The sequence below is a fragment of the Blautia sp. NSJ-175 genome (assembly GCF_022867815.1).
In the GTDB taxonomy this organism is placed as follows: Bacteria; Bacillota; Clostridia; order Lachnospirales; family Lachnospiraceae; genus Blautia; species Blautia celeris.
In genome coordinates this window covers 314,007-327,199 of the sequence record NZ_JALIFQ010000002.1, presented here as the reverse complement: position 1 = coordinate 327,199, position 13,193 = coordinate 314,007, and the positions used below count along the sequence as shown (strand labels likewise).

The 13,193-nt window shown below is 48.7% G+C and carries 7 protein-coding genes; 5 read left to right on the top strand and 2 right to left on the bottom strand.

Annotation, left to right across the window (positions count from 1 at the left end):
• Positions 1-4 precede the first annotated feature (4 nt).
• The gene (locus MUB35_RS04895; RefSeq protein ID WP_103731562.1) at positions 5-2,104 is read right to left on the bottom strand and encodes a glutamine synthetase III family protein; all 2,100 of its coding nucleotides are present in this window, start codon (positions 2,102-2,104) and stop codon (positions 5-7) included.
• 500 nt (positions 2,105-2,604) lie between these two features.
• On the opposite strand from MUB35_RS04895, the gene MUB35_RS04890 reads away from it, so the two are divergent.
• The 5 genes from MUB35_RS04890 to MUB35_RS04870 all read left to right on the top strand — a co-directional run bounded on the left by MUB35_RS04890 (position 2,605) and on the right by MUB35_RS04870 (position 11,584).
• A complete protein-coding gene (locus tag MUB35_RS04890) occupies positions 2,605-3,606 on the top strand; it encodes an Rpn family recombination-promoting nuclease/putative transposase (protein ID WP_244783581.1) in 1,002 nt (333 codons plus the stop codon).
• A gap of 92 nt (positions 3,607-3,698) precedes the next feature.
• The gene (locus MUB35_RS04885; RefSeq protein WP_148392044.1) at positions 3,699-3,899 is read left to right on the top strand and encodes a hypothetical protein; all 201 of its coding nucleotides are present in this window, start codon (positions 3,699-3,701) and stop codon (positions 3,897-3,899) included.
• 37 nt (positions 3,900-3,936) lie between these two features.
• Positions 3,937-5,568, top strand: a complete 1,632-nt coding sequence (locus MUB35_RS04880) for a CTP synthase (protein WP_186971033.1) — start codon at positions 3,937-3,939, stop codon at positions 5,566-5,568.
• Positions 5,555-10,096 (top strand): glutamate synthase large subunit, encoded by a 4,542-nt coding sequence (gene gltB / locus MUB35_RS04875; protein ID WP_186971032.1) that lies wholly within the window; start codon positions 5,555-5,557, stop codon positions 10,094-10,096. Before MUB35_RS04880 ends, gltB begins: the two co-directional genes overlap by 14 nt.
• Before the next feature lie 3 nt (positions 10,097-10,099).
• Positions 10,100-11,584: a glutamate synthase subunit beta gene (locus MUB35_RS04870; protein WP_033140690.1), complete on the top strand. Its 1,485-nt coding sequence runs from the start codon at positions 10,100-10,102 to the stop codon at positions 11,582-11,584.
• Positions 11,585-11,733: 149 nt separating this feature from the next.
• Here the strand turns inward: MUB35_RS04870 and MUB35_RS04865 are convergent, their stop codons facing one another.
• Positions 11,734-12,999 carry a uroporphyrinogen decarboxylase family protein gene (locus MUB35_RS04865; protein WP_054353127.1) on the bottom strand — a complete coding sequence of 422 codons (1,266 nt, stop codon included), beginning with the start codon at positions 12,997-12,999 and terminating at the stop codon, positions 11,734-11,736.
• Between the last annotated feature and the right edge of the window lie 194 nt (positions 13,000-13,193).

Genomic DNA, 13,193 nt, shown 5'->3' with positions numbered 1-13,193 from the left:
CTCCTTAGACGTAAAATAACAGATGGTCATAGGTCGGATATGGAAGTATTTCATCAGGAATTTTTATTTCTGCTTCATTTGCAGCGTTCTTCAGCTCTTCCATTACAGGAAGAACTTCAGTGAGGAACAGGTCAGCCTGCTTCTGCATATCCACTGTAGATTCAGCTTTGGCGGTTGCCTCTTTTAAGGTGGTTACACCGGCTGCAATACGGTTGGAGATTTCAGTCAGGTTTGACACCAGGGCTTCCTCAGATGTAGTGGAGAGTTCCGCAAGCAGAGCTTTTTTATCGGATACCTGTTTGGCAGCAGCAGCGGCGTAGCGGTTGACTGCCGGGAGAAAATCTTTTATGAGCATTTCCTGCATGGTTTTGGATTCGATGGCAACGGTTTTGGAATAGGTCTCCAGAAGAATCTCATAGCGGGAGAAAATCTCCTCCCTGGTAAATACACCGTGTTTGATAAACAAATCCAGATTTTTATCGGCAATAAAGCGGGGAAGGGCTTCAGGTGTAGAAACCAGGTTGTAAAGTCCTCTGGATTCTGCCTCTTTTACCCAATCTTCTGTGTAGCCGTTACCGTTGAAAATAACTTTTTTATGCTTTTTGACTGCGCGTTTGATCAGTTCATGGACGGCATGCTCCATTTCCTCCGGCGCAGTGTCTTTCAGTTCATTGTAGAACTGGGACAGAGCCTCTGCCACAGCGGTGTTCAGAACCATATTGGGATTTGCCACAGACGCGGCGGAGCCCAGCATACGAAATTCAAATTTGTTGCCCGTGAAGGCAAAAGGCGAGGTGCGGTTTCTGTCTGTAGTGTCCTTGGTAAAGTGAGGCAGTACATGTGCACCGGTTTCCAACTGTACGGGATGGGCCTTTCCGAAGTAAGCGTCCTCCTCAATAGATTTCAGTACACTTTCCAGCTCATCGCCGATGAAGATGGAGACGATGGCAGGAGGTGCTTCGTTGCCGCCGAGACGATGGTCATTGCCGGCGCTGGCAGCAGATACACGCATAAGGTCTGCGTAGTCATCCACTGCTTTGATCACAGCCATAAGAAATACCAGGAATTGAATGTTTTCGGCAGGAGTTTTGCCCGGGTCCAGCAGGTTGATACCTGTGTTGGTTGACATGGACCAGTTGTTGTGCTTGCCGCTTCCGTTGATGCCGTCGAAGGGTTTTTCATGGAGAAGGCAGACAAGGCCGTGCTTCTCCGCTGTTTTTTTCATGATTTCCATGGTGAGCTGGTTGTGGTCAACCGCCACGTTGGCAGTATCGAAAACAGGGGCCAGTTCGTGCTGGGCAGGAGCCACTTCGTTGTGTTTTGTCTTGGCCGGAATGCCCAGTTTCCATAGTTCCTCATCCAGTTCATGCATGTAGGCGGCAATTCTCGGTTTCAGAGCACCAAAGTAGTGGTCCTCCATTTCCTGGCCTTTGGGGGCAGGGGCACCGAACAGTGTTCTGCCTGTAAAGATGAGATCCCGTCTTTTTTCGTAAAGCTCTTTAGGGACAAGGAAGTATTCCTGTTCCGGTCCTACCGTGGTGGAGACACTGGTTATTTCCTTGTTGCCAAGGAGATGGAGCATTTTAACGGCTTCTTTATTCAACGCTTCCATGGAGCGGAGCAGGGGCGTTTTTTTATCCAGTGCTTCTCCGCTGAAGGAACAAAATGCTGTTGGTATGTAAAGTGTGTTATCTTTGATAAAAGCTGGCGATGTAGGGTCCCAGTTTGTGTAACCTCTTGCTTCAAATGTGGCACGCAGGCCGCCTGAGGGGAAACTGGACGCATCGGGTTCTCCTTTTACCAGTTCTTTGCCGGAAAATTCCATGATGACTTCACCGCTTCCATTGGGTGATATGAAGCTGTCGTGTTTTTCAGCGGTATAGCCGGTCATGGGCTGGAACCAGTGGGTAAAGTGTGTGGCGCCGTTTTCTACGGCCCATTCTTTCATGGCTACAGCTACGGAATTGGCTACGTCCAGTTCCAGGTGGGTTCCATTTTGAATGGTTTTGTGAAGGGCTTTGTATACGTCCTTCGGGAGTTTGTTGCGCATCACTTTGTCGCTGAAAACCAGGCTTCCATATAGTGTGGGAATATCTTTTGGCATATTCACAGCACTCCTTTCGAGATTTATTTTGGGGTATAAATGAGCAAACAAAAAGGGCGCCTTGGATGGGGAATCCAAAGCGCCTTTGCTTTATGGTGAGTAGTATTGCATGGAAAATGGGAAATGTCAAGGGGTATTTGAAAAAAATATGCAGAACGGACGTCACCCGGGCGTGGGAGATGCCCATGCCCGGGTAACTGAGCGTTGGAAGGCGGAAGGAAAATTTTTGTGGATTTTTATGGGATTGACAGAGTGGGGGGAGGAAGGTATAATCGGTTTATCTGGAGAGCATTTCATTTAATCTGCGGCAGGTCTGCCGAAAAATCCAGAAAGTATAAAATTGTATATTGTCGGACGAAAGAGAAAAACGGCAGAAACTGCAGTGTGATGCAAAGTAAAAGTTGATATAAACTGTGTTTTAGTTTATATTATTGGTATAGGATACAGATATCCTGTGGTCTGGTGGTCTGCCTTTTACTTTTTGTCCGGGGAGGAGGTCTATGAAAGGAATTGTACTGACAGCCATGGATGACGAGATCTATGAGGTACTGTCGGATAACGAAATCTTTGCAGATTTATTTAATGGTGCCTTGTTTGGGGGAAATCAGATTATCAGGCCGGATATGCTGGAGCAGGAAAACGAAAAGAAAGTTATGCGTGTAGGAAAGGAAGGCGGAAGGCGGGTAATACTCAGACGAATTCGGGATGTGCAGAAACTGTCCGGACTTCGGGAGAGCTGCCTGGCAGTTGTATTGGCCGCAGAAGGGCAGAGGAATGTACATTATGCCATGCCGGTCCGCTGTATGCTCTATGATGCAATGGATTATACAAGGCAGGTAGAGCGTATGGTAAAAAAGAGAAGAGAGGAGGGAAAGCTGGAAAAGGGAGCAGAGTATCTATCCGGAATGAAGAGGGAAGACAGGCTGCTGCCGGTGATCACGATTGTATTTTATTATGGGGAGGAACAGAGCTGGGATGGGCCGCTGTGTCTTCATGATATGCTGGATATTCCGCCGGAGCTGGAACCGTGGGCAGCGTGTATCCAGGATTACCGGGTTAACCTGGTATGCAGCGGTACGGTGGAGAGCAGTCATTTCAGGACCGGACTTCGGGAGGTCTTTGAACTGCTTCCGCTTCTGAAGGATAAAGAAGGGATGAAAAAATTCCTGGAGACCAGAAAAAGGGAGTTCATGCATCTGGATGCAAAAAAAGGCTGGCTGGTGTCAAAGTTTCTGAATGTTCCTGCTTTGAAGGATTTAAAAGAAAATGAGAAGGGAGAGGTTAATATGTGTACTGCAATTGAGGAGATGCTGGAGGAAAGAGAAACGCAGGGAATTGAGAGGGGAATTGAGAGGGGTATTGAGCAGGGAGAAATACGAGTGAATCAGTTGATTGAAGTATTGCTGCGGCAGTCAGAACGGGATGAGGCTTATAAGCAAATCAAGAGGGCTGTTACGGATCGGGATTATCAGAAGAAGCTGTTTGATAAATATGGTATATAGGAGGATTTATATCCGGACCCACACGGGCTGTATGTCAAAAGGCATCTGCAAAATGAGAGGAGGCTGCAGAAAAGTCCTCCGGAGACCCTCTGATGAAAAAAAATAATTTGGGGATTTACAAACGCGGAGAAATGAGATATAGTAATTCCATAATTTTTGCAGTGTTTCATTTGAAGCAGGCAAAAAGGAATGGAAGAAGTAAAAAGCATATTGGAAAAATAACGACAATGGCGTCGGTAAACCTTATATATCAAGGTTACCGGCGCCTTTTTGATGTGTGGAAAATGTTGTAATTATTCCATAAGTCAGGCAACGCAGGAGGAAAATGTGATGGCAGTAAAGTATGTATTTGTTACAGGCGGCGTGGTGTCGGGATTGGGAAAGGGGATTACAGCGGCGTCACTTGGGCGGCTTTTAAAGGCCAGAGGATATCAGGTGACCATGCAGAAATTTGACCCCTACATCAATGTGGACCCCGGTACTATGAATCCGATCCAGCATGGGGAGGTTTTCGTAACAGATGATGGGACAGAAACGGATCTGGACCTGGGACATTATGAACGGTTTATAGATGAAAGTCTGGATAAGAACTCCAATGTGACCACGGGTAAGATATACTGGTCGGTTCTGCATAAGGAACGCCACGGAGATTACGGCGGCGGGACAGTGCAGGTGATTCCTCATATCACCAATGAGATAAAGGGATGCTTCTACCGAGCTAAGACACCGGATGAAGAGAGAATCGCTATCATTGAGGTGGGAGGAACGGCAGGTGATATTGAGAGCCAGCCTTTTTTGGAGGCAATCCGGCAGTTCCAGCATGATGTGGGACATGAGAACGCGGTTTTGATCCATGTTACCCTGATTCCCTATTTGAAGGCTTCCGGGGAGCTGAAGACAAAACCTACCCAGGCAAGCGTGAAGGAGCTTCAGGGTATGGGACTGCAGCCGGATATTCTGGTGTGCCGGTCAGAATATCCTATTTCCCGGGAAATCAAAGATAAAATTGCGCTGTTCTGTAATGTACCGGGAAGTCATGTACTGCAGAACCTGGATGTGGAATATCTCTATGAAGCACCTCTGGCAATGGAAAAAGAAAATCTGGCTCAGGTGGTTTGTGAATGTCTGCGCCTGCCCTGCCCTGAACCTGATCTGGATGACTGGAAAGCCATGGTTGAAGACCTGCGGCATCCGAATACAGAGGTTGAGATAGCCATTGCAGGTAAATATATACAGCTTCATGACGCCTATTTAAGTGTTGCGGAGGCGTTAAAGCACGGTGGTATCGCAGGGCATGCCAGCGTGAAGATCCGTTGGGTGGATTCTGAAGATATCACGGAGAACAGTTGTGAAGAACTGCTGGGCGGTGTGGATGGAATCCTGGTTCCGGGCGGTTTTGGAACCAGGGGGACAGAAGGAAAAATACTGACAGTGAAATATGCCAGAGAGAACAAGATTCCCTTTTTGGGAATCTGTCTGGGAATGCAGACCGCGATCATTGAATTTGCCAGAAATGTGCTCGGTTATCATGATGCCAACAGCATGGAGCTGAATCCTGATACCCTGCATCCGGTCATTGCGCTCATGCCGGAACAAAACGGAGTGGAGGACTTGGGCGGGACCCTGAGACTTGGGTCTTACCCCTGCAGGCTGAAAAAAGGAACGAAATCCTATTCCCTGTATGGGAAGGAGAAAATCACAGAGCGCCACAGACACCGCTATGAGGTAAACAATGACTACAGGGAGAGGCTGGAGGAGAAGGGAATGACATTGGCAGGCCTTTCACCTGACGGAAGGATCGTGGAGATGATTGAGATCACGGACCATCCATTTTTTATCGGAACACAGGGACACCCCGAATTAAAATCCAGACCGAATCATGCGCATCCCCTTTTTGCGGGACTTGTGTGTGCGGCTGTTGAATATAAGAAAGCAGAGGGATTTGACTATGAGAAAAGATGAAGGACTGTATCGGCAGCAATTTGAACACGACAACTGCGGTATCGGAGCCGTAGTGAACAGCAAAGGCGTTAAGAGCCACAAAACCGTGGAAAATGCATTGAAGATTGTGGAAAACCTGGAGCACAGGGCAGGAAAGGACGCAGAGGGAAAGACCGGTGACGGCGTCGGTATTCTGCTTCAGATTTCTCACAAATTCTTTGAAAAAGCCTGCAAAAAAGAGGGGATTGCGATTGGAGGAGAACGGGAATACGGAATTGCCATGCTGTTCTTCCCCCAGGATGAACTGAAATGCAACCAGGCAAAGAAAATGTTTGAGATCATTGTGGAGAAGGAGGGGCTGGAGTTTCTGGGATACCGCAAAGTGCCTGTATGTTCCCGGGTCCTGGGTCACAAGGCACTGGAGTGCATGCCGAATATAGTGCAGGCATTTATTAAAAAACCGGATCATGTGGAGAAAGGGCTTCCTTTTGACAGAAAACTATATATTGCCCGCCGTGTGTTTGAGCAGAGCAATGACAATACATACGTGGTGTCCATGTCCAGCAGGACCATTGTGTATAAGGGCATGTTTCTGGTAAATCAGCTTCGCACATTTTTCTCGGATCTGCAGGATACGGATTACGAATCAGCCATTGCCATGGTGCATTCACGTTTCAGTACCAATACTAACCCGAGCTGGGAGCGGGCACATCCGAACCGGTTTATTGTGCATAACGGGGAGATCAACACAATCCGCGGAAATGCTGATAAAATGCTGGCAAGAGAGGAGACCATGGCGTCAGATTATCTGAAGAATCAGCTCCACAAGGTGCTTCCGGTGGTGGACACCAGAGGATCTGACTCTGCCATGCTGGATAATACACTGGAATTTCTTGTGATGAACGGCATGGATCTGCCGCTGGCAGTCATGGTGGCTATTCCTGAACCCTGGGCTAACAATAATACGCTTTCCCAGGAGAGAAGGGATTTTTACCAGTATTATGCCACCATGATGGAGCCGTGGGACGGTCCGGCTTCTATCCTCTTTTCCGATGGCGATGTGATGGGCGCCGTTCTTGACAGAAACGGGCTTCGCCCGTCCAGATATTATATTACAAAAAACGGGGATGTTATTCTCTCCTCAGAGGTGGGGGTCATGCCTGTGCCGGAGGAGGAGATCGTACTGAAGGAACGTCTGCATCCCGGCAAAATTCTGCTGGTCGATACGAGAAAAGGACAGATTTTCAGCGATGATGAAATAAAGGAGATTTACGCAAAAAAACAACCTTACGGTGAGTGGCTGGACAGTAACCTGGTGGAACTGCACGACCTGAAGATTCCCAACATCCGGGTGGAGGAGTATGAAGGGGAAGAGCTCACCAGAATGCAGAAGGCATTTGGATATACTTATGAGGACTACAGAAAATCTATTTACAGCATGGCCCTGAATGGTTCTGAGGGGATCGCGGCAATGGGAACAGATACACCACTTGCTGTGCTCTCGCAGAAGCATCAGCCTCTGTTTAACTATTTCAAACAACTGTTTGCACAGGTGACAAATCCGCCGATTGACGCTATTCGTGAAGAAATTGTCACCAGCACCACCGTATATGTGGGAAAAGACGGAAACCTGCTGAAGGAGCAGCCGGAAAACTGCCAGGTATTGAAGGTTAACAATCCGATTCTGACCAATACAGATATGCTGAAGATCAAAAACATGAAGGTGGACGGCTTCAAGGTAGCAGTGGTGCCGATCACGTATTATAAAAGCACCCGTCTGGACAGAGCCATTGACAGGCTGTTTGTGGAGGTGGATAAGGCGTACAAGGATGGTGCCAATATACTGGTTCTCTCCGACAGAGGAATTGATGAGAATCATATGCCGATTCCGTCACTTCTGGCAGTCTCCGCAGTGCATCAGTATCTGGTAAAGACAAAGAAGAGAACATCCCTTGCCATTATTCTGGAATCCGGTGAGCCGAGAGAGGTGCATCATTTCGCAGCACTTCTGGGGTATGGAGCATGTGCGGTCAACCCCTATCTGGCACAGGATACCATAAAGGAGCTGATCAATAATAAGCTTCTGGATAAAGATTATTATGCGGCTGTGGATGACTATAACAATGCCATTCTGCATGGGATTGTCAAGATCGCTTCCAAGATGGGTATTTCCACCATTCAGTCTTATCAGGGATCTAAGATATTTGAGGCGATTGGTATATCAGAGGAAGTGATCGGGAAGTATTTTGCAGGGACTGTGAGCCGCGTGGGCGGAATCACGCTAAAGGATATTGCAGATGATGTGGAGGTGCGCCATTCCAAAGCGTTTGACCCGCTGGGACTGCCAACGAATCTGGAGCTGGAGAGCATGGGAATCCATAAGATGAGGAGTGAGGGGGAGAAGCACCGCTATGATCCCCAGACCATCCATATGCTGCAGGAATCCACAAAACGCGGTGATTACGAAATGTTCAGACAGTATACGGAACTGGTAGACAGGGAACAGAGCGGATATCTGCGGAGTCTGATGGACTTTCGGTATCCGGAAAAGGGAATTCCCCTTGAGGAAGTGGAAAGTGTTGACGATATCGTAAAACGCTTTAAGACAGGTGCAATGTCCTATGGATCTATTTCCGAGGAGGCACATGAGACTCTTGCTGTTGCCATGAATATGCTGCATGGCAAATCCAATACCGGTGAGGGCGGAGAGAGTGATGAGCGTCTGGACAGTGCGGGAAGTGCTGTGGACCGCTGTTCCGCGATCAAACAGGTGGCATCCGGGCGTTTTGGCGTTACCAGCCGTTATCTGGTAAGTGCAAAGGAGATTCAGATTAAAATGGCGCAGGGAGCAAAGCCCGGCGAGGGAGGACACCTGCCTGCAAGGAAAGTCTATCCCTGGATTGCAAAGACCAGGCATTCCACGCCCGGCGTAAGCCTTATCTCTCCCCCGCCGCATCATGATATCTATTCCATTGAGGATCTGGCAGAGCTTATCTATGACTTGAAAAATGCCAATAAATATGCCAGGATATCCGTGAAACTGGTGTCTGAGGCAGGTGTGGGAACCGTGGCAGCAGGTGTGGCAAAAGCCGGTGCGCAGGTGATCCTGATCTCCGGATACGACGGCGGTACCGGAGCAGCGCCGCAGAGTTCTATCCATAATGCAGGGCTTCCCTGGGAGCTTGGTCTTGCTGAGACTCATCAGACACTTCTTAAAAACGGGCTTCGCAACCGGGTTGTGATCGAGACGGACGGCAAGCTGATGAGCGGTCGTGATGTGGCAGTGGCAGCACTGCTGGGCGCGGAGGAGTTTGGATTTGCAACTGCCCCCCTGGTGACCATGGGATGTGTCATGATGCGTGTCTGCAATCTGGATACATGCCCTGTCGGTGTGGCTACACAGAACCCGGAGCTGAGGAAACGTTTTAAGGGCAGACCGGAATACGTGGTAAACTTTATGCGTTTTATAGCAGAGGAACTGCGGGAGTACATGGCAAAACTGGGTGTCCGTACACTGGATGAAATGGTAGGACGCACGGACCTGCTGAAAGTGAAGGAGAATGCCGAGAATCCAAAGGCTTCTCAAATTGATTTAAGTGCAATTTTGAATAATCCGTATATGAAAAAAGGCGCAAAGGTCACATTTGATCCGGCACAGGTGTATGACTTTAAGCTGGAAGAGACAAAGGATGAAAAGGTGCTGCTGAAAAAGCTGGGAAAAGCGGTTGAGAAAGGTGAGAAAGCCGGTGTGGAGATCCAGGTGACCAACACGGACAGGGCATTTGGAACTATTCTGGGTGCGGAGATCACAAGGCAGCATAAGGACGGACTTCCCGAGGATACCATAACTGTTTCCTGTAATGGAGCCGGAGGGCAGAGCTTTGGAGCATTTATTCCAAAAGGACTTACCCTGACGCTGTGCGGGGACTGTAATGACTACATGGGCAAGGGTCTGTCCGGTGGAAAAATTGTACTGTATCCGCCGAAAAAAAGAAACTATAAGGCAGATGAAAATATTATTACCGGTAATGTTGCACTCTATGGGGCGACCAGCGGAACTGCTTATATCGGCGGTGTGGCAGGGGAACGTTTTGCGGTCCGAAACTCAGGCGCCTGTGCTGTAGTAGAGGGCGTGGGAGAGCACGGCTGTGAATATATGACCGGTGGACGTGTGGTCGTGCTGGGAAAAACGGGCAAGAACTTTGCTGCAGGAATGAGCGGTGGTATTGCCTATGTGCTGGACGAGAAAAATGATCTGTACAAAAATTTGAATAAAGAAATGATTTCCATTGAAAAGGTGGAGACAAAGCCGGATATTCAGGAGCTGCACCATATGATCAAAGCTCATGTGGAGGCTACCGGCTCCGGGAAGGGACAGGAAGTGCTGGCGCATTTTCAGGAGTATCTGCCTAAATTCAAAAAGATCATTCCGGATGACTATAAAAAGATGACCACTCTGGCTGCGAGAATGGAAGAGCAGGGTATGTCGCCGGAACAGGCAAAACTGGAAGCGTTTAACGAGAATTTTAGTCAGAAAGGGGCAGAGTAAGTCATGGGAAAGCCTACAGGATTTTTAGAATATAACAGAGAAAATGCCCGGATGGAGGAGCCAAAAGAGAGGATTAAGCATTTCAGAGAATTTAAAAAATATCTGTCCAGAGAAGAACAGCAGAAACAGGGGGCGCGCTGCATGGAGTGCGGCATTCCCTTCTGTCAGTCAGGTGCTATATTGGGAGGTATGGCTTCCGGGTGTCCGCTGCACAATATGGTGCCTGAGACAAATGATCTGGTATATACAGGAAACTGGGAACAGGCATATCTGCGCCTTTCAAAAACACATAGTTTTCCGGAATTTACGTCCAGAGTATGCCCTGCGCTGTGTGAGGCTGCATGTACCTGTAACCTCAACGGGGAGCCTGTGGGGACTAAGGAAAATGAACACGCCATCATTGAGACGGCATATGAAATGGGATGGGTAAAGCCACAAATTCCAAAAGTGAGGACAGGAAAAAAGGTGGCTGTCATCGGAAGCGGGCCCTCGGGTCTGGCGGCTGCACAGCAGCTCAACCGGAGAGGACATCAGGTGACTGTGTTTGAAAGGAACGACAGAATCGGAGGGCTGCTGCGCTACGGCATTCCGAACATGAAGCTGGATAAGTCTGTAATTGACAGAAGAGTGAGGCTGATGGAGGAAGAGGGCGTTGTCTTCAAAACGGGCGTGGATGCAGGGAAGGATATTAAGGCGTCCGAGCTGCAAAAAGAGTATGACAGGGTTGTGCTCTGCTGCGGGGCTTCCAACCCCAGGGATATAAAAGTTCCGGGAAGAGATGCGGGTAATATTTATTTTGCAGTGGATTTTCTTACTTCCGTGACAAAGAGTCTGCTGGATTCTGATTTAAGGGATAATAAGTTTATATCTGCAAAGGGAAAACATGTGCTGGTGATCGGCGGCGGCGACACGGGAAATGACTGCGTGGGAACAGCCATCCGTCTGGGTGCGAAATCTGTGACACAGCTTGAAATGATGCCGAAGGCGCCTGATACAAGGGCTGACAGCAATCCCTGGCCCCAGTGGCCCCGCGTCTGTAAGACGGATTACGGACAGCAGGAGGCGATCGCTGTGTTCGGGCATGACCCCAGGATATATCAGACAACAGTGACGGAGTTCCTTAAGGATGAAAAAGGGGATGTGCAGAAGGCTGTGACCGTTAAGCTGGAGAGTAAGAGAGATGAGAAGACAGGCCGCATGAATATGGTTCCTGTTAAGGGGACAGAGGAGGTAATCGAGGCACAGCTTGTCCTGATCGCAGCGGGATTTCTGGGGAGCCAGAAGTATGTGACGGAAGCCTTTCGCGTGTCTGTGAACGAGAGGAGCAATGTGGCCACAAAGCCGGGCGAGTATGAGACCAGTATACCCGGTATATTCACTGCGGGGGATATGCACAGGGGGCAGTCCCTGGTCGTCTGGGCTATCCGGGAAGGACGGAAGGCGGCAGAGGCAGTGGATGCCTCGCTGATGGGGTATTCTAATCTGTAGATAGTATGTAAATGATTCTGTGAAACGCCGCACCGGGAACGGCAGTATACCCGGTGCGGCATTATATTTCTGCAGACTGCTGATTTTCTCATTTTTTTATTGTATCAGTGGGCCTGCTGTGTTATGATAAATGCATCTGAAAGGACGTTTTACTTCTTGCCGTAGGTAAGTACGGTGTCATACATCGCTTCTATATTTTCGCGTTTCGCATTGTCAATACTTCCATTTGTATCAAAAATATACCCGCCGCCTGGGGCACAGGTGTCTATGAGTGATTTGCAGGCGTCAATGACCTGCTGTCTGGTTCCGTGTTCCAGCAGATAAATGGACATGTTGCCGGAGATGCATGCCGTATTGCCCAGGACCTTTTTCGCCTGTGCCATATCCACACTCTCAAAGTGATAAATAACCTTGCCGGCCGGAACGTCCGCAAGCTGTTCCAGGCGGCTGTTGTATTTTCCTTCTGTGTAGATAAAAGGCGTGACACCCATATCTATGAGAGCGAGCATGATCTTTTTCAGCGGATTCCAGTAAAGTTTTTCATATTGTTTGGGGCTCATGAATCCGTCCATGCCTTTGTGGAGCGGGAAGAAGACACGTTTCACAGGGAGGGGAGCAGTTTTAAAATACCCGTAGGAGGCTATCTGTATGTCTGCCAGCATATCACAGGCCTTTTCTATCATGTCCGGGCATTCAATCTGGTCCGTAAGCGCTCCCAGGGTTCCCCTGTAATAATCCCCGATAATATCAAAGGGAGCTTCCCCGACTCCTGTCATCATAGGAGGGATTCCCATGGCTGCAATCCGGGCTGAGAGGGCATTGCTGGCCGCAGCAGCTTTTGCATCCTCTTCCCCAATCTTCGCCAGAATGGAAAACGCCTCCTGTACATCCGGGGAATAGAAGGAAGCCAGGGGTGTGGTGCTCAGTACAATGGAAGGAACAAAGTGAATGCCGGAAAGGCCCTTCAGATTGGGAAACGCGCGCGGGATGTATTTGCGCAGGGTAAATCCCATAAAATCATTGATAAACTCCGGATATTCATCCTGAGACATATATTCGTGTTCGATCACCTGATGGGTGGAAAAGTCAGGCACTCTTGTTCCGGGCCTTCCGGGCCAGTCAATCATGGTGGAACCGGCAAGTTCGTTGGACCTGCCGCTGGTGAATGCCAGGTGGATGTCTGCATCGGGCTGGAAATCCTGATAGAAGCGGAGGATACACTGAGATGCTTTTTCGTAGTCATACATGCTGTCACGGAAGGTACCGCCATAGAGGAAATAGGGAAGTGCGCTGTTGAAGGGGGCGAATGGAACCCTGTCACCTTCCTGCAGTGCAATGGCATCGTCTACCCTTTTGATACGTTCCCGGAACAAGTCCTGAGGGTTTTGTGATGATGAGGGTGTTTCATTAGTCATAGAGACTCCTTTCCCACATTTTATCTGCTTTTTGTGGAAAACCATGTCCATTTGGCAGTAGAATGTGTATAAACAGGTTCCGTGCAAAGTTTATAACTTTATTATAATAAATTGTATGGAAAAGTAAATGGAAACAGGCGTTTTTGCTTGCATTTTTACCGGCTGAATGATATGGTTTGCGGGCATGTACAGAT